At 43.3% G+C, this 19,650-nt stretch carries 12 protein-coding genes; 6 read left to right on the top strand and 6 right to left on the bottom strand.

What is annotated here, in order from left to right; genetic code table 11:
* A partial coding sequence (locus Q0R52_RS18460) for a DUF1016 N-terminal domain-containing protein (RefSeq protein ID WP_295796879.1) occupies positions 1–201 on the bottom strand: 201 nt, incomplete at its 3' end.
* Positions 202–353: 152 nt separating this feature from the next.
* Here Q0R52_RS18460 and Q0R52_RS18455 point away from each other — a divergent pair.
* Positions 354–3,335: a DEAD/DEAH box helicase gene (locus Q0R52_RS18455; protein WP_295796877.1), complete on the top strand. Its 2,982-nt coding sequence runs from the start codon at positions 354–356 to the stop codon at positions 3,333–3,335.
* Between the two features lie 132 nt (positions 3,336–3,467).
* Positions 3,468–3,734 carry a GIY-YIG nuclease family protein gene (locus Q0R52_RS18450; RefSeq protein WP_295796875.1) on the top strand — a complete coding sequence of 89 codons (267 nt, stop codon included), beginning with the start codon at positions 3,468–3,470 and terminating at the stop codon, positions 3,732–3,734.
* Between the two features lie 453 nt (positions 3,735–4,187).
* Here the strand turns inward: Q0R52_RS18450 and Q0R52_RS18445 are convergent, their stop codons facing one another.
* The gene (locus Q0R52_RS18445) at positions 4,188–7,304 is read right to left on the bottom strand and encodes a gliding motility-associated C-terminal domain-containing protein (RefSeq protein WP_295796873.1); all 3,117 of its coding nucleotides are present in this window, start codon (positions 7,302–7,304) and stop codon (positions 4,188–4,190) included.
* A 364-nt stretch (positions 7,305–7,668) separates the two neighbouring features.
* Between Q0R52_RS18445 and Q0R52_RS18440 the strand changes: the two genes are divergently transcribed.
* The 4 genes from Q0R52_RS18440 to Q0R52_RS18425 all read left to right on the top strand — a co-directional run bounded on the left by Q0R52_RS18440 (position 7,669) and on the right by Q0R52_RS18425 (position 10,944).
* On the top strand, positions 7,669–7,989 hold the full coding sequence (locus Q0R52_RS18440; protein ID WP_295796870.1) for a metalloregulator ArsR/SmtB family transcription factor: 321 nt from the start codon (positions 7,669–7,671) through the stop codon (positions 7,987–7,989).
* A 2-nt stretch (positions 7,990–7,991) separates the two neighbouring features.
* Positions 7,992–8,471, top strand: coding sequence for an SRPBCC domain-containing protein (locus Q0R52_RS18435; protein ID WP_295796868.1), 480 nt, complete (start codon positions 7,992–7,994; stop codon positions 8,469–8,471).
* Between the two features lie 244 nt (positions 8,472–8,715).
* Positions 8,716–10,416 (top strand): beta-xylosidase, encoded by a 1,701-nt coding sequence (locus tag Q0R52_RS18430; protein ID WP_295796866.1) that lies wholly within the window; start codon positions 8,716–8,718, stop codon positions 10,414–10,416.
* A gap of 162 nt (positions 10,417–10,578) precedes the next feature.
* Positions 10,579–10,944 (top strand): DUF2200 domain-containing protein, encoded by a 366-nt coding sequence (locus Q0R52_RS18425; RefSeq protein ID WP_295796864.1) that lies wholly within the window; start codon positions 10,579–10,581, stop codon positions 10,942–10,944.
* A gap of 70 nt (positions 10,945–11,014) precedes the next feature.
* On the opposite strand, the gene Q0R52_RS18420 is transcribed toward Q0R52_RS18425, so the two are convergent.
* From Q0R52_RS18420 to Q0R52_RS18405, 4 genes are all read right to left on the bottom strand, one after another.
* Positions 11,015–13,447, bottom strand: a complete 2,433-nt coding sequence (locus tag Q0R52_RS18420) for a bifunctional YncE family protein/alkaline phosphatase family protein (RefSeq protein WP_295796862.1) — start codon at positions 13,445–13,447, stop codon at positions 11,015–11,017.
* Between the two features lie 145 nt (positions 13,448–13,592).
* On the bottom strand, positions 13,593–14,528 hold the full coding sequence (locus Q0R52_RS18415; RefSeq protein WP_295796861.1) for a metallophosphoesterase: 936 nt from the start codon (positions 14,526–14,528) through the stop codon (positions 13,593–13,595).
* Between the two features lie 28 nt (positions 14,529–14,556).
* Entirely contained in the window at positions 14,557–16,344 is a 1,788-nt protein-coding gene (locus Q0R52_RS18410; RefSeq protein WP_295796859.1) for a RagB/SusD family nutrient uptake outer membrane protein, read from the bottom strand.
* 37 nt (positions 16,345–16,381) lie between these two features.
* Positions 16,382–19,558: a TonB-dependent receptor gene (locus tag Q0R52_RS18405; RefSeq protein ID WP_295796858.1), complete on the bottom strand. Its 3,177-nt coding sequence runs from the start codon at positions 19,556–19,558 to the stop codon at positions 16,382–16,384.
* Between the last annotated feature and the right edge of the window lie 92 nt (positions 19,559–19,650).

Below are 19,650 nucleotides of genomic sequence, written 5' to 3'. Positions count from 1 at the left end.
CTCTAATTGATCAGCAATAAATTTAGTGAGGTAATTGCCATAATCCGCCCGGTCTTTCCCTTGTTGTTCCTCCTCGAAAATGCGTTGCCCTATTTGCCAATACATTAATGTACGCTCATGGTCAACCAACCTAATCGCCTTGTCTTTAGCATCATGAATAATGGCTTGAATATCAGCTATGACAGATTGGTTAATGAGCATTATGGAAAGAATTATGGTTCAATCGCAAAAGTACAAAAATAGAGGCTGTAATAAAGAAAGCTGGATACTAACCAAGTCATGGCAAATTAAATCAATTATAAAAGGGATAGTTTGTTTCCTAAATTTGAAACAGGCTAAAGTTTCTACCTTAAATGAAAGATGACCGATTAAATCTATACAAATCCCTATTCAAAGGGAGAGAAGATGTATTTGCATTAAGATGGGAGAAAAGTGGCAAAAGCAGTTATATGCCGGCTTACAGTTTTGACCCTCACCGATATCGACTGCATCAAATGAAAGGTGGCACTTTTCAAACCTTCACTGATAAAACATACCAACCCTTAACAGATGACCATTTAATTAAACATCTCAAAGGTGAGCAGGTATTAGGTCTCTACCCTTTATTACAGGATAACACATCCTGGTTCATTGCAGCAGATTTTGACGAAGCAGATTGGATTGAGGAATGCCGGGCATTTATTAAAATTTGCGAGGAATATGATATCCCCGCCTACTTAGAGCGCTCCAGTTCCGGCAAAGGTGGTCACGTATGGATATTTTTTGAAGAGCCTTATGAAGCATTCAGAAGCAGAAAGATCATGATGGCTTTGCTACAGAAAGCAGGTTTGATTTCAGTGTTTGATAAAAACTCAAGCTTTGACCGGCTTTTCCCCAATCAAGACTACCATTCAAAAAAAGGCTTGGGGAATCTCATTGCTTTACCCTTAAACAAAACGAGCTTAAATAATGGCAATAGCTGTTTCATTGATCCCGATACTTTGCAGCCCTTTGATGACCAGTGGGTGTTTTTAAAAACGATTAAGCGGATTACGATAAACCAGCTCAATTACATATACAAAGAACAAACTGATCACAACGAATTTTCAACTGGATTATTTCAAAAAGAACGGCTTATAACGGATAAGTTAGAAATTATCTTAAACAACGAAATTCATATTAGCCGCATAGGATTGCCTGTTTCACTTGTTAGTTTTTTAAAGGAAGAATTAAACTTCGCCAACAATGAATACCAGGTAAAAAAGAATATCAATAAAAATACCTTTGGCGTGAAACGTTACTTTAAATTGCTGCACGAAACACCGGACTCTATTTCAGTTCCTCGTGGATTTATTGGTAGGTTATTACGGTTTTGTAAAGAGCCGCAAATTGAATATGTGCTCGAAGATCAAAGAAAGAAAGCAGAGTTAATCAATTTCAAAGGCTCTATTGCATTAAGGGAATATCAATTACCCGCGCAGCAAGCAGCTATAAAAAAAGATTTTGGAATTATTGTGGCTCCGCCTGGCTCTGGTAAAACGGTATTGAGTTTGGCTGTTATAAAAGACAAGCAGCAACCAGCCCTCATTTTAGTTCACCGCAAGCAACTGGCAGATCAATGGATGGAACGTATAGAATCGTTCCTGGGGATTCCTAAGAAGGATATTGGACGTATCGGGCAAGGAAAGAACAAGCCCGGTAAACACATTACTGTAGCAATGATCCAAAGTATGGAAAAAGCTTTGGAATCTACGGAATCCACAGAACTAATAAATGCTTTTGGTACCGTTATTGTTGACGAATGTCACCACGTACCTGCAGAAACTTACCAGCGCGTTATCGGGAAACTGAATAGTTACTATATGTACGGACTTACCGCTACACCATTTAGAAAGTACAACGATGGCAAGTTAATATTTATTCATTTGGGCGAAATTATCCATGAGCTTAAAGCACTAGATGCACAAACTCAAACAGGTACACAAATCGTTATTAGGGATACCGACCTGTTTGTTCCCTTCAACACCAAAACAGACAAGTTCGAAACACTTTTTAAGATTTTGATCCATGATTCAGCAAGGAATCAACTTATTTTAAATGATGTGGTTTCACAGCTAAATACCGGTAAGAAAGCGGTTATCATCACAGAGCGGAAAGAGCATATCACTTCTCTACAACAATATTTAAAACGGCATTACGATACCATTGCATTAAGTGGCGAAGATTCTGACTTAAGTAAAAAGTCTAAATGGGCAACCATAAATAAAGGCGACTTTCAGGTGCTGATTACAACGGGCCAGTATTTTGGTGAAGGAACTGATTTTCAAAACATAGAATACTTGTTCTTAGTTTATCCATTCGCTTTTGAGGGTAAGCTCATTCAGTATATCGGCAGAGTGCAACGATCAGAAGTGTCACCTGTAATTTACGATTATCGCGACCACAAGATTACCTACCTGGAAAGACTGTTTCAAAAGAGGAACCAGTATTATAAAAAGCTCGATCAAAGTGGCCTAACAAATCCGATAGATGAAAGTGAAACAGTAAGCGGTCAAATAAATGAGAAAATTGAAGTGCCCATCGAACAACTGGAATTTAGATTTGGTAGCATCGCTTTTAAACATGCCGTTGCTGAATTTAATGGAAAAGAAGTTGAATTTGAAATAGAGAATTTAAATGTCAGGCCAGAGTTTATCGTACTTAAACCTTATTTTATCCGGTTTCTTAAAAGCCCAACAGTATTGATCAACATCCGGGCCACGTTCCAACATAACAGGCTGGTATATAAATCAGCTACCTCAAATGATCTTGATAAGATAAACCGCGAGGTCATTGAAAGTGTAAAGTTCCGCTTCTTAAATAAAGAAATCATTAAAGCTGTTCCAACAGGTGAAGAAAACCTATTGGATGCCGGGCAATTGCAAAGTGGCAGCGAACAATTAATCTATACAAATGAAGATGACTTATTAGAAAATATTCTGGCGCTTAAACAATATAAGCACCATCGTCAGCTCCGTTACCTTTCCCAAAAACATGAACGAACCATATTGAAACTTCGTTTCGTGTTGGAGCCTTTTTCTTTTGTTTTTTTACTCGCCGGTACTAATCAATATCATTTGGTTTGGGAAACATTAGATACTGAAGAGGCAACCTACATATGGCATATTGAAAAATCTGTTTACGAATTGGAGCGGGGTATAAAGCGAATAGATGCGTTGCTTGGACAAATAAGATTGAAAGGTAGGCAGCAATATCTTGAAACGAACCCCGAAAACTTCAGCCGCATCGTGCACGATTACTCCGACGACAAAGGCTTAATTATTTGGAAGGATTTGCTGGAAGAAAAGTTATATTGATCAATGCTCTTGGCATCCATTACTGCCTCTATATCAGAATAAAAGTTAGAACTTTTGCCGCTCCCCGCTATATTGAAAATAAGGCTCTTATCTTGGCAGATAAGAGCCATTTTCTTTTTATTTAGTTTGGATATGTTTACAGTATACATTTTATATTCTGATAAATTCAATCAAATCTACATCGGTTATACTTCGGATTTGCCAAACCGTTTCTTATCACATAATGAATTAGCCACAAAAGGCCACACCATCAAATATCGCCCATGGGTGATAGCGCATACTGAAGAATTTCAAACCAAAAAAGAAGCGATCATAAGAGAGAACCAATTAAAATCGGCCAATGGCAGAAAATTTGCCCGGGAAATTATTCGTCAAAAATTTGGTAACTCAGATGATTAGAGCGTAGAATTCATATCCGCTATAAAGCGGACGGCAGTTCGATCCTGCTCCCCGCTACAGTTTAAGTCAAAAGCCTCAAGTCGAAAGATTTGAGGCTTTTTTGTTTTATTGTAGATGCAATCTGCAACACAACGATTCGAAGTTACAAATTTCAAACAGCCGGCAATACTGTCCGATCCCAAATCAGCAGCCATATTCGGTTGATTCATTTAAATACATGCAGGGAAGGGTCACCTACCGGAAACCCTGCGGGGACAAAAGCTTTTTTCGAAAAAAAATCCGGATAATGGCTCCATTCTTACCGCAAGTTTTATTCACACAACCAGGTTTGGCGTGGGATCGCATTTTGATATGGTTGGGATAAGTGAAAATTAAAGGTGTTTGAATATGCGTTCCGATAAATTAAAGCTTTACGTTTCAGTTATAAGTATTCGTAAAATGGGCAATACTATTCTAATAAATAATTGTAACCGGGCCGCTAAAGGTTTGCTTTCCATTTTTAATGGTGATAATATAATAATACACCCCGGCGGCTAGCTTCTGGCCCCGGTATTCACCGTTCCAGGGTTTTCCGTAACCCCTGCTCTCATATATTTCCTGCCCGTACCTGGTAAATACTTTTACGACAGCGGTTGGGACATATGCTAACCCGGAGATCTCCCAGGTATCGTTAATACCGTCATTATTAGGCGTAAAAGTATTGGGTATTTTCACTTCAGGGCATTCATCGGAAACCTGGATCTGTTGTGTAGCCTGGCAGCCATTTGCATCTGTTACCGTTAAAGTCACGGTTTGCGCGTGGTCTGCCGTAAAGGTTTCGCCGCCCGACTGTCCATTCCACACGTAGGTTTGTAACCCTGCCGGAGCTGTTAATGTTACTGTTTTATGCGACGCCTCACACAGTCCGGCATTGGCAATGTTTAATACCGGGTTTGAAAAAAAAAGCACATCTACGCTTGCATCGGCGAGACATCCTGCAGATGAGGTAACGGTTGCTCTATAAGTGCCCGGACTGCTCACAGTTATTTGGTCATTCGTATCACCGGTGGACCATTTTACCGTGCCGTTATTGTAGCTGACCTTTAAATCGACGGTTTGTCCGTCGCATAACGTGGTCTTTATTATTTTTTGGATGCTGATAGTCGGTGGCGGGTTAAAGCTGATCGATTGAGCTGCGGAGGTTTGCGAGCAAGTCGTCCCATCGCTATTTGGGTGGTTACTTACTATCGAAACAGTATAGTCGCCGGCAATACTTGCCGGTAACGAAGTTGTATTGTTGGCAGCCGGCAATAATACGTTGTCCTTGAACCATTTTATAGTATAACCGGGGTCGGCAGGTACAGGTACCGATAAGGTAGCATTGTCGCCTATACAATAGAACGGTTTATCCAGGGTGATAACGGGCGCAGGTAAGCTTACAAAATCCACCGACACCACTTTGGATGGCACCCACGAACCATCGCAGGAGCTTACTTCGATTTTATATTTCCCTGCCCGGGTTATTGCTAAGGACGGGGTTAGGTCGCCGGTTAGCGCATCATCCTTATACCAGCGGTATTGATAGGCAGCGCTGCCTTCGGCTGTAAGGGTAAGTGGCGTTCCGTCACAATATCTTAAGGCATCCGGGTAGTTAAAAGTAAAAACGGGTGCGGGTGTAAATGTTATTTGCTGCTGGTTTGATGTTGCTGTACACGCTGCGATTTTGCTGCTGATAGTTACCGTGTATTTCCCATTAATGGTTGCGGTTATGCTGGTTTTATTCTTGTCCGCGGTTAGCTCATTGCCATCGCTAAACCAATTGATTTCATAACCCGGGTCTGTGGGTGTGTTAACTGTCAATATCGCGTTTTCACCTGTACAATATTTCGCTTTATCGGCGTTAATTACAGGAACCGGCAGATTTACAAGATCTACCTCAATTTCTTTTGAAGGCACCCAGCTATCCGTACAGGCACTCACTTCCACTTTATATTTACCGGTTTGGGTAACTGTAAAAGCAGGAGACGTTTCGCCATTTAAAACTCCGTTTGTGTACCAGCGGTAACTGTAGCCGGGCTTGTCATCCGTTTTAAGGGTAACCGGGTCATCATTGCAATTTTGGATCTTATCAGGATAGTTGAAGCTAAAAACAGGCCCTTGTGTTACACTCACTTTTAAGTGATTGGTCTCTGCATGTATATTTTCGCAGGAAGCGTATATCAAAGCATAATAATCGCCCGCGGTTTTTACACTTAGCGTAGCCTGGTTGGCGCCGGGCAGTATGTTTCCGTTTTTATACCATTGTATGCCGTTATTCTGTACATCATATTGATTTAAAACCAAGTCAACGCTGCTGCCACCGCATATCGTTGTTTCGGCCGGGTTGTCGCCGTTTGGAATATTAAAGGAGGCTGCCTTTAACATCTGTTTAGGGTCGAAGTATTTTCCGTAGTCGGGTTTTATAAGGTATAAGCCGTTGTCGCTGGCCAGCCAAATGCCACCCTCACACCCGGTTGGGGTATCTAAATAATTACTTGCGGTTCCGCTTACGCATACATCGTTAACGGCCACATTGCCCAGCTGGTCAAAATGAAATAATGAGAACGTGCGTAATGAGCTGCCGTCATAATTACCATACATCGAGCTGCTAAAATATAAGCCCTTAGCTGTACCAATAAGCAGGTTTTCTTTGGTGAGGGTAAATGGCGGATTGGCATAGTTTGGGTTGCCTAAACTGGTAAGGCCGTAAATAGCCGTGATTTTATTGACGCCGGTATTATCCAGGTAATGCCCATACGGCGGATTGGGATTGTAAAAGTTCTGAACCGCCTCCTGGAACATTCCTTTTTCGTTGCCCCAAAAAATATCAGAGCCATAACCCGGGATAGCAGTCACGGCTTGCAAGGTAACATATACAGTTGTTACATTAGGCCCGCTCTCGTTAAACTGGTAGATATAAGCTTCCTGTGCATTTTGATACCCCGAAATAATTATCGGATATTGTTGCGGATCGGGCGGGTCATAGACGTTTTCTCTATATACCAGGGTCCTGTAAGTGGTTTCAAATATTTTTATATCCGTTATATTCGGGTTGCTGAAATAATTAAGCTGTCCTGTTGCCGGATCAAATACCCCCCGGCCTGTAGCGGTACCTATAAGCAGTTTGCCGCGGCCGGTAACACCGTCAAAATTGGAGACCCCAATTGAATTTACCGCGCCTGCGAGCCCATCAGACGACCCGATCTTTTTTAGTGCGCCATTTTTATATTCAATTACATTGGTTGAATTAGCGGCAATGAAAACCTCATCCTGGTCGAGGCCTGCTATATCAATAAAGTGAAGGTTACTATATGCAGAAAATTTAGCGGTATAATCATCTATTGTTAAAGTTAGGCTGTTTACGCGATACACGCCATTGTTTGAGGTGAGCACCCATGCATAAGGATCGGAAAAATCGCGCTTTACCTTTAATACCTTTTTGCCCGTTAACAAGCTCGCAGTTATTGTAAAATCGAGATCCTGTTGGCCGTAAGCAATTGTGCAGACCAAAACAAGCAGTACAGTTAGTAAATAGCGACAAGGCGTCATCATCAATATGCCAAAGTAAAAACTTTTAATGATTTATTAGGCATGAGCATCGGCTATTTTATATCGTGATAAAACGTTGTTAGTATTTGCCTCGCCGGAGACGTAGTGTCCGGGCGACGTAAAGCGCTTGCAGAAGATTCCGGCGTACCTGCTGAAGGCAATGGGTTCCGGGCCTTGACCTATCATACAATGCCCCCCAAAAGGATTAGTTAGATGAGCTTTATCGGGAATATAAAGCCAAGGGGATATCATTACAAAAGTTGGCCTGTTTTTAGTTAAAGTTTGGCAATAGTTTACGTCTCAAAAAAATAAAAAACTTGCACAACCAAATGGTTGTATTTATATTTGGCAACCAAATGGTTGTATTATGATTGAAAGACGAGACGTTTATCAGGCAATTGCCGACCCTATCCGGAGAATGATTATTCAAAAGCTATCGGGAGGGGCTTTAAATATTGGTCAAATTGTAGAAGATTCGGGAATTACCAGGCAAGGGATTGCCAAGCATCTTAAAGTTCTGAACGAATGCGGCATGATCACGCTTACTCAGAAAGGCCGGGAACAATTTTGCGAAGCCCGGCTGGATCAATTAGATGAGGTGGTTGATTGGGTTAACCAATCCCGCAAGCTGTGGGGTCAACGCTTTGAGAAACTGGATAAATTTTTAGCGGGAACAAAAAAACTATAAATATGAAATCAAAAGACAAAGAACTTTTAATAACCCACTTATTTGATGCCCCCATCGGTGAGGTTTTTGATGCATGGACCGACCCTGAAAAACTCAAGCATTGGTATGCTCCTGATGGATGTACCATAGCATACAAGTCTATCGAAGTAAAACAAGGCGGCCGGTTCCATTACTACATTCATCATCCCCTGCATGGAGGCGCTTGGGTAATGGGTACTTACGTTGAAATATTGCCACCCGAAAAGCTGGCGTTCACGATACGGATTACTAATGAAAATGGTGACGTGGCAGATAATTTGTCGGCGCAATGGCTTGGCGAAATCATGACCACTGTGACGTTTGAATCAATAGGTAGTCAAACAAAGGCAACAATCCATGAAGCTGTTTCTGAAGCCGAAGCGAGGAAAACAGGTGCTTACGCTGGCTGGATTATGATGTTTAATAAACTAAACCGACTGTTAACCGGGCAATTACCCGAATAACATTTATTTAGCGGTATGGCGTAATGTGATTGTTCCGTTTATTTGGCAAAATCTTCCACAAATTGGTCCAAAATCTTTTATTTTTCGGCCACTATTAAAATGGAAAGCCTTCAGTCGCAAGATTTGAGGCTTTTTTGTTTTTTAAAGATTTACTTTTTTTTTAGACGAACCGTAAGTAAATACGCAGTGACGCAGGTATATTTACAGGTATATCAACCGCGATAATACATGTTATTTAACGACCATGAAAAACAGCATTCAGCATACTTGCATAATTTTGTTGCTTATAATAACAATCTACAATAACGGTTTCGCACAAAAAACGGTGCAGCAAGCTGCCAACATCACAGTCGACTTAAAAAATGGAACTGGTGTTATGTACCCGTTCTGGGCCTGGTTCGGTCATGATGAGCCGAACTATACTTATATGAAAGATGGCCGGAAATTGCTTAGCGAACTGGCGTCATTAAGCCCGGTACCTGTTTATATGCGGGTGCATAACCTGCTTACGACCGGCGATGGCACGCCGGCTTTAAAGTGGGGTTCGACCAACGCCTATACAGAAGATGAAAAGGGGAACCCGGTATATAACTGGCAAATTATTGACAGTATTTTTAATACCTATATCAAACGCGGCATGAAACCTTATGCCCAAATCGGGTTTATGCCCGAGGCCCTTTCAACTCACCCTGAGCCCTATCAGCATCATTGGCAGCCGGGTACTGCAAATAAGCTTTCAACCGGGTGGGCTTATCCTCCAAAGGACTATCACAAATGGGAGGAACTGGTGTACCAGTGGGTAAAACATTCTGTGCAAAAGTTCGGACAAAAAGAGGTTGAGAGCTGGTACTGGGAAGTTTGGAACGAACCAAACATTGAATATTGGCAGGGCACCAGGGAAGAATTTTTTAAATTATATGACTATGCCGTTAACGGCGCAAAAAGAGCATTGCCAACTATAAAGATTGGCGGACCTGAGGTTGCGGGTACTTCGGGGCAGGGCGCAATAAGTTTCCTGCGGGCCTTTATTGAACATTGTATAAATGGCGTTAACTACGCCACCGGCAAAACAGGAACAGCGCTCGACCTGGTTTCTTTTCATGCCAAAGGCCAGCCCCAGGTAGTCGATGGTCATGTCCGGATGAATATGGCACCGCAGTTAAGGGATATAAGCACGGGTTTCAAAATTGTAAAATCTTATCCCGAAACCAGGTACCTTCCTGTAATTATCGGGGAATCAGACCCGGAAGGGTGTGCGGCCTGCGGTATGGCTACCAATCCGGCAAATGCCTATCGCAACGGCACCATGTACGCCAGTTATACCGCCGCCTCTTTTGCCAGGAAATATTTGCTTGCCGATTCGCTAAAGGTTAATTTTTTAGGCGCTGTTTCATGGTCGTTTGAATTTGAGAACCAGCCATGGTTTTACGGCTACCGCGATCTTGCTACCAATGGGGTTGATAAACCCGTGCTTAATGTGTTCAGGATGCTTGGCATGATGAAAGGCCAAAGGATTAAGGTTGACGGAAACCGGATGTATAGCACAAAAGCGGTTATTGATTCAAGTGTTCGCAAAGCTGAATCAGATATTGGCGCACTGGCTTCAGCTGATAAACAGTCCATAACCATAATGATTTGGAACTACCATGACGACGATATCAAACAAAAAGCTGAACAGGTGGAGCTCACCATAAAAAACTTACCGATGCGCTCAGCAACATTAACCCATTACCGGATTGACGATGAACACAGCAATGCCTATGAAGCGTGGAAAAAAATGGGATCGCCGCAAAATCCGGATAGCGCCCAAATAGCAGAACTGGAAACAGACGGGCAATTGCAAATGCTGGAAAACCCAAAAAAAATAAATACCAGCACAGGGGAGTATAAAATAAAATTGCGGCTGCCCCGGCAGGGTATTTCGCTGATAAAACTTGTGCGGTAATAGCAGACCAATTAAAATCGGCGCATGGCGGAAATTTTGCATAGGACTGTTCAGCATTTCGCCGGCTCCGTTTGCCAAAGCACGTGCTTATCGTTGTGTTTTTGCTTGTCAATGTTTTATAGGTATTTTTGGTTAACGAAGATCAAGTCAATAATATAAGGTATGAACACCACCGACATACACAACGAGCGTATTGCAAAAATGACCTTTGCCTCGGTTTATCCTTTGTACATCGCAAAAGTGGAGAAGAAAGGCAGAACAAAAGAAGAGTTGGACCAGGTAATAACATGGCTAACCGGCTTTAATAGCCAGCAACTAAAAGATCTGATTGAAAAAAAAGCGACTTTTGAAACATTCTTTCAAGCGGCTTCGATAAATCCTAATGCATCGCTCATCACCGGGGTTATCTGCGGATATCGTGTAGAGGAAATCGAGAATCCCTTGACTCAGCAAGTCCGGTACCTGGATAAGTTGGTGGATGAGTTGGCCAAGGGAAGGAAGATGGACAAGATATTGCGAAGCTCATGAAATATTAGCTTCTAGCCTGCCCGCGCACAGCGTATTAAAACACCCGCATTCGTTTAATCGAAGAAACTAATCAGTCATCGTCATCCTTAACCGGTGATAATTTTACAAAGGCGCTCCTCCGAGGTTCCGGCATCCGGCTTTCGGATCCTTTTATGGCTTTCCAGATAATTTCATTCAACAACCTGTCGGGAGCGGCATCTGCTTTGGCAAAATTAAATAGTGCCGATTGTTTGGCCTCCTTATTCCAGGCGGCATTACGTTGGCTTATGTCAACAATAGCATTTTGGGCTGTGTAGGCAGTGCTATCGGGTTTGGGCTGAAAGCAGTTCCACATAGGGGTTGCGGCGGCATCATACTGGCTCATCGGAGGCAGCCCCAGGATCAATTCAATCGTACGCAGCATCCCGGCGGTAGAGTACATGGTGTGGTTAACGCTGTGGCGCTTAACAAAAGGGCTGATGACCCAGGCAACAGAACGATGCGCATCTACATGGTCGGGGCCATCCTGGGCGTCGTCTTCCAAAACAAAAATGACAGATTCCTTCCAGATAGGACTATGCGATATATGCTCCACCAGCCTGCCGAGCGCCAGGTCATTATCTGCTACCTGTGCTATAGGGCTATAGGCTCCCTTTGATGAGCCGCTGGTATGGTCGTTTGGCAAATAGATCGTGTTAAAATGCGGAACATTTTGCTTTGCTACCAGGGAATCAAAGTCATGTTCAAAAATCTTTTCCCTGAATACGTCCTGTACGGCCAGGTTCCAGCCCGGGTACGATTTGCAATAATGTGCGTCTTCCCTAAGCAGGTCAAGAGTGGGTTTTCCCGTGTCCATAAACTCCCCGTAGTTTCGAAAAGAAACGCCGGCCCGCTGACAGTAATTCCATATAAAGCCTAGAGGAGGGTTTGCAATCGGGCGGCTTCCGTCAAAGTCGTAATTGCCTCCCCTGCCAGCATAATTGTAAGGCCAGTTCTTCTCCACAAAATCAGTAGCATAAGCAGCCATCGACCAGTTGTGGCCATCTGCGCTTACCTCAGCATCCACATAGAAATTATCAAACAATACGTAGTCCTGCGCTAATTTATGGCCGTTAGGGGTTATTTTCTTCCCAAAAAGACAAAGGCTGCTGTCGCCATTACCTTCGGGCATATCACCCAAAACCTGGTCGTACGTGCGGTTCTCCTTCAATACATAGAATACGTATTTAATTGGAGAAGCATCACCGACCTTAACAGGAACCGGGTTCCCTGTTTCGCCTGAGGGAGCAAGCTCACGTTCTTTAGAGTAGGGTGTGTTTTTGTAAACCTGTTGGGTATAGTTACTTTGGATTGCGGGAGTTGGGACAGGGATAACCGACAGCGTGCCTTTAAACATGCTCCCGATATATTTTATCGGGCTAACCGGTGACTGGGCACTATTATTACTCTTTTTATATTTTGCATCATCAGAAGACGGCTTATCGCCAGGCTTGTATGGGTTAGACATGGAGGACATGCCCTTTCCATTTGTAACCAGAATTTGCTTACCCAAAACACGCACACAGGTAGGATACCACCCTGTAGGAATGAAACCCAGGGAGTGACTATTACCGGGGTTGGATACATCAAATTCTGCAAGGTAGTTATTGTCTGCATTGGCAATATAAAGGATCTTTCCATCTGCAGATAAAGCAACACTGTTAGTGGCTGAGCCTACAGGTGCATCGGGCGATAATGCCGTATGAAGCGTTTCGGCTACTTCGCGGGTGTTCAGGTTAATAACCGATACGGAATTAGAGCTTGCGTTGGCAACATAAAGCCACTTACCTTTCGCGTCAACGGCGAGGTCTGTAGGATGTTCCCCGGTATTTACAGAGTCTTTTAATATGTTCTTTTGGGTATCATATATCCAAACTTTACGACCGCCCCATGCAGAAATATACAGCTCTCTTTTTACAGGGTTCAGGCTACAGGTATAGGCCTCGGCAGACAATGCAACCCTATTCAATACTTTCATTGTTTTAGTATCGCATACATACAGGGAGTTGTTTTCTTTGGTCACCACATATAGCCGATCCCGCTTTGCATCAAGAATAAGCCCTGTAGGGCTTATCTTATCCTTGGGCCAGGGTTGGCCAAGTACAATGGTATCTTTATTGATGAGGTTTTTCCCGGTAAACTGATACCTGGTGACAATATTGTCATTACCGCCCGAGGCATACAAATAGTTTTTACTAAAGGCAAGCCCCAGCCAGGCGTCTTTTACATTTATGGTAGCCACTAACTTTTGTTCCTGCAGATTGATCAGATCAATCGTTGGGCGCCCATTACCATTGTTGGTTACTGCCGCATGGATTCCGTCGGGCGCAATGGCCATATTGAGCGGCAGATCGCTGCTTAACGGGATTGAGTTTCCGGCGGGTGAAAGGGACCAGCCATTTGGAAGTTGAACCCTTTGCGCAATAAGCTGGTTGCTTAGTAGCAAAAGACCGCCGCAGATAAGTCCCAAAAAACAATTTCTCATAACTACAATATTAAGTCACTTTTTATATCGATACTTTACTCAAGGCAAATTTAATTTCGCCTTGAGTATTATACCTTATAAAGAGCATTTCTGATGCTGAAGAACAAATATAAATTGTAAAAGTAACCAGTATATTGCCTGTTTGTTAATAAGAATGCGGGAAGTATTCATTTTCAACAGTTCCATCATCATACAGACTTAATATTGCATAACCCGGCGGGGTTTCCAGGTAATAACCCGGCCCGGCCGATTCCGCATCGCCTTTACCCCACCAGAAACCACTCATAGCCCCGTTGCAGCAGTATAAAACATTATTATATTCTGTTTGATCGGATAAATGGTTGTGCCCGCTTAAGCAAATTTTTACTTTGTCGCGGTGTTTGTAAAACAGGTCTTTTAACTTTTTACAATCGGAATGGCCGCCACCAACCAGCACCTGCGTGGTACCTAAAATTGGATAATGCGACATCAATAATACAGGAGCTGACGCCGGTATTTTTTCCAGTTCGCCCTGTAACCAGTTGTATTGTTCCTGATCCAGCGAAATATTGCTGTTGTTCCCGTCAAGCACAATAAAATGCCAGTTCTTTTTGGTGAAGCTATAGTACCGGTAAGGGATTTTCAGCCGTTTAACTACATATTCTTTCCCGTACATTTCATCTTCCTTTGAAGGAGCCTTCCACCATGGGTCGTGATTACCTATGCAGCTGTGTACTTCATATTTATCAAGCAACGCCGTGCATTCATCCCAGATACGCCATTGCTGTATAACCAGGTCGTGCTTTACATTATCATAAGATGCATCATTAATAGAATCGCCCCCGTTTAAGAAGAAATCAGGCTTATGTTTTGTTATAATGTGTGTTAAGCAACTTTTAAACCTTTCCGGCGCGTTATCCCCCTCCCTGATGTGCACATCGGTAATATGTGCCACAGTGAGCGCTAACTTTTTACCTTTTTTTCCTTCACCGTTATTTATGGAAGCCAGGGCGGGCAGCCCACCGGTTACCATCACGCCGGTGGCCAGTCCCGCTGCTTTTAATAAAGATCTCCTGTTTAGTTTCATCGTTTCATTTTTCATTATCAAATAAGAACTGTTTTACTTCCCGTTACCAGCCGAATATTTGTTTAAGGGCCTGGTTCAATATTACCTGCTGCTGTGGTATAGGGCGATAATAATATTTAGGTTCCTGGAAATCGCGGGTTACTGATTCGGTTACGATGAAACTACCGGCATTAACATTTTTTAAATATACAGTAGCATCAGAACCGATTGTGCCTGTGCGGTAATAAATTAACGGCACCCCCAATGAGTTCTTTTCCTTTTGATCTTCTGCCGGTATGGTTGAAGATGCGTCTATCAAAATAATATCCTCTACACCATCGCCGGTTAGATCATATTTTCCTAAACCTGCGAAATACATCCCTTCCGGACTTTTTGCTAACAGCTTCCCAGCCTTCCACCGCATCAGGTCGTCATACCTGGTATTTTCAAACGCAAACTCCACCCTGCGCTCTCTTCTTATCTCTAATATCACCCCGGCGTTCGACGCAATGTTAGGAAATTGTTGTTGTAATAATGCGTCGGGAGCTGAATTTGCCAGTGCCATATTAAGATCAGGCAAACCTGCCCGTCTCCTGAGAAGGTTCACCGAAGCATCAAGCTGGGGTTGCGTTAAGGTACCCAGTTCGGCAAGTGCCTCTGCATAGCTTAGCAACACTTCAGCATAGCGGTATACAGGGAAATCAACGCCATTTACGGTACTGGCATCGGTGCTGTTTATGTACCCTTTTAATTGGTGGTAGCCTGTAAAGTTTTTGTTTAAACTCTGGATATACGGCTTTGTATCCGGTACCCTGATCCATCCCGGGTATGCTATGGTTTGAGCAAGCCGGGGGTCGCGGTTCTGGAACTCCTGTACAAAACTCATTTTGTCGTGGTTTGGCTGGTCGGCAAAACGGCTGCCGTCTTTCATCAGGTAGGTTTGGATCAGGTCTTTAGCAGGGGCCTGCTCATAGTCGCCAAAAACCACCCCATTTACATTCTCGCTCCGTTTCTTACCGTAGTCAAAAATATTGGCCAAAATAACCTCCTTATTTGCAGTCAGATCCTGGCTGTTGAATAAAGTTGCATAATCCTGGTCGGGTTTCCCGGTATTGTAAACTGCGAAATTACCCGAGGTCATTATATCACCGGCTATTTTAACGGCGGTTTGAAGAAAAGTATTTGCACTGCCCCCTAAATTTAATTCGGGATGATATTTACGGTAAGTACCTTCATAAAGCACCGTGCGGGTATAAAATGCAGCTACCGCCCATTTCCCGGGTGTACCTGCGGGAACGCTTTCCCTTACGTGCTGATAGGCAAAATCAAGGTCGGCCATCACGCTATCCATAACCGACGCCCTTGGGTCGCGTGCCTTGTATAAAGCTTTATCGCCCGGGCTCAAAGTCCCAGAGTACCAGGGCACATCCGAAAAGCGTTTAACTTTATCCATATAAAATAAGGCACGATAATACCTGGCCAGTCCGGCATAATGATTTTTTATGTCGGCACTAACTTTTGCCTTACTATAGTTTTCTAAAAAGTAATTCACATCGCGTAACCGGCTCCAGTCCCAACCCGAGGTGATATTTTGTGAATTGGCGCTGCCGGCCATTACATTCTTCACTTCTACGTTAGCGGTAGTTGCAACATTATCACTACTTTGATCATTCAGGTAGCTATACCTGTCGGGCATTGACAGCAGGCCGTTAACGTATAATGACAGGTCATTTTCTGTATTAAAGAAAAGATTTGGTGAGATAGCCGTTTGGGGGAAACGGTCGAGTCCGCTTTTTTTGCATGCAGTAAATGCAATTGCAATAAACAGGATGTATATGGTATATTTCTTCATGACTGATTTTTTTGATAATTATTAAATCATTTAAAAATTAAAGATCTAAGTTTAAGCCGATTGCATATTTTCGCTGGAATGGATACGCCCATGCGCTTGACCCTTGGTTTACAGCCTCAGGATCGATATATTTCTTTATAGCCGAGAACTCGTAAAGGTTATCGCCGGTTACAAAAATGCGAAGGCGGCTTATACCTGCTCTTTTTGTTAAATGGGCGGGTAAGGTATAACCCAATGAAACATTTTTAATTCGTAAATAAGCGCCGTTTAACAGGTACTTTGTTTGCGGGATATCCAATCCGGCGCCATAATTGGCATCGGCCAGCCATGCTTGCAGTACAGGGTAGTAAGAGTTTGTATTGGCATCGGCAAGGCCTGCTGCCAAATAAGATTTCGAATCCTGGGCTCTTTGCGCAGCCGTCTCGGGTGTGGCGCGGTAGTAATTAAGGTTCCATGGATATACGTTGGCATAGGGCTGCTGATATGGTCCCCAAAACAAATAATGGTGCGGGTAAAAATCTCTTTTTAATACGCCCTGCATGAATACGGAAAGATCAATGCCATTCCAATTCATATTTATATTGGCGCCAACACTATAATGATCGGCGCTGTTACCAATAACTTTTAAGTCTTTTGGATCATTTGCACTTAAACCTTTTTCAATTTTATGGTTCCCATCCAGGTCTTTGTACTGGGGCCAGCCCGGTACAATACTTAAAGCACCCCATGGTATAATGCCCGACTCATCAAGCGCATTTATCTGGGCCTGGTTCTGGAATAAGCCATTATTTTCCAGCCCCCATATCTCCCCAATTTTTTGCCCTACCCGGTAGCTCGAAAAAAGATTCTGATCGTTCTTAAATCTTGTGATCTCAGCATCAGAATTGGAAAGGAATACTTTGGTTGAAAAACTGAAAGGTTTAGAAGCCAGCGTAAACCTGTCCTGGTAGGTTACAGATAATTCCCAGCCTTTAGTTCTTAAGTCAGCTGCATTTTGCATTGGAACTGCGGTACCGAGTACGCCCGGCAATTCCTGGCCAGCGGTAAGCATCCCCTTGGTATTGCGGATATAATAATCAAATCCAACCAGGAATTTATCATTAAGAAGGCCGATATCAGTACCTACGTTAAATGTGGATACCCTTTCCCATGTATAGGTATTAGGGTCGACGGTTAACCCGGGGGCGCCTGTAATAATCGGGCTTTGGTTATTGCCGCCTATTAAATAACCCGAAACACCTGTTCGCAGTGATTGTATATAACCAAAATCGCTAACGTTTTGGTTGCCAAGGTCGCCGTATGACGTGCGCAACTTAAACGTAGACACTACAGGGGCCAAAGGCTTAAAAAAATCTTCGGCGCTCGCTATCCACGCTGCTGATGCCGATGGAAAAAAGCCGTAACGACTTTTTGTAGGGAAACGTGATGATCCATCGTAGCGGCCGGTGCCCTCTAAAATGTAACGTCCTTTATAGGTATAGTTTAGGCGGCCAAATTCGCTGGCTGTGGCATAGGCCGAATAGCTTGCGTTAACCGATGAGGTACCGTTGGTTAGTGCCAGGTAAGGCAATGAAGATGATATAAGCCCGTCCTTCGAGGCACCTATAGTTGAATAGTTATAATCTTCGGAGTTATAGCCAACCATAGCGCTAAAAAAATGGTCGCCGATGGTTTTTTTATACGTGGTATATAAATTGAAGGCGTTATTATATAGGTAGCCGTTATTCTCGGTTACACCACCTGTACCGCCTTCCTGCCGCACATCATTCGGCCCATAGCCAATATTATACGAATTTGCGTCGGCGTGGTATTTCCACAATTCTCTTTTAAACGAGGCATCGCCATTTACCGTTAAATCGCCATTTAAGAATGTAGCTGTTGCGCTGGCAATATTTTGAAAACCAAACATAGTTTGGAGGTTATTGCCGCCATCAACCAGCCTGGCTCCAAGCCTTCCTGCCCCGGTATTGGCCCAGGTACCATCCGGGTTTTTGGCTACGTCGGTTGGTTGCAAATAATAAATATCGGTTATGCTGCTTGCCGGCTGGGCCCGTTTAGTTTCATAAATACTGAGGTTATTATCTATTTTAAGCCACTTTAAAGGCGAAAATCCCAACCTCGATCTCAAGCCATAGCGGTTCCAGAAATCGTCTGAAAGTTTATTCAGGCCATTTTCTTTGGTATAATCTGCAGACAGGTAATAAGTTAAAGGTGTGCTGTTTATATTGGCGCCTCCCGAAAGTGTCAGCGTATGGTTTTGTGACAAGCTCGCATCATTAAAAAAATATTTATACCAATTGTTGCTTCCCATGTAATCCCATTTCGTAGGATCAGATGGATTTAGCCTGGTATCAGCAATAGATGGATTGTCAGATCTTTCCCTGGCCCATTTGTAATGCTCATCGCTGTAATTCACGTAGTCCCAGGGCGTATTATTTGTAGATGTTTCGAGCACCTTTGAGTAGATGTAGGGGTCGGTTACAGGCTGCGGTAAAATAGTAGGCTTACCCCACGACGACAACGCATTGTAACTAATGAGCTGATGACCTGCACTGCCTTGTTTGGTTGTGATAAGTATTACACCAAATGCCGCCCTTGCCCCATAAATAGCTGCCGATGCGGCATCACGCAATACGGAAATAGATGAAATATCTGATGGGGTTAAGCGCAACATATCGTCGTTGCTCGATGCCGGGATGCCGTCAATTACAATTAACGGCGAGCCTCCATTTATAGAAGTAAAACCCCTGATATTGATTGTCGGGACGGTACCGGGCGATCCACCGGGGTAGGTAATATTAAGGCCTGGACTAAGGCCCTGCAAACCCTGCATTACGTTTGCTATCGGCCGCGATTCGAGCTGTTTGCCCGAAATTTGATCGATGGCTCCCGCAATATTTATTTTTTTCTTGGCGCCGAAACCCACAACTACAACCTCGTTAAGGTTACCATAGTCAGGCGATAGTGTTACGTCCAATTGGGTTCGCCCGTTAAGGCTGATTTCCTGCTGCTTAAACCCCATAAAGGAAAAAACAAGCGTGGCATTTGGGTTTACATTAACAAGGGAATAGCTGCCCTGTAAATTTGTGGCAGTACCCTGGGTTGTTCCTTTTACCCTGATGTTTACCGATGGCAGGGGGCCTTTGGCGTCGGCGTCAAAAACCACACCGCTAACGGTGATGTTTTGAGCGAAACCCTTTGCTGCAAAGAACATGAAGCAGATCAATAGTAGTTTTTTTTCATAATTGGGTTAATATTTAACAGTTTAATTTTCATTCACCGCGTTATCTAAAGCGCGGCTAAGGT

Origin of the sequence: Mucilaginibacter sp., assembly GCF_025359345.1 — a bacterium.
Classification (GTDB): domain Bacteria; phylum Bacteroidota; class Bacteroidia; order Sphingobacteriales; family Sphingobacteriaceae; genus Mucilaginibacter.
The sequence above is the reverse complement of the archived record's forward strand: the minus strand, read 5'-3'. Positions and strand labels throughout refer to the sequence as shown.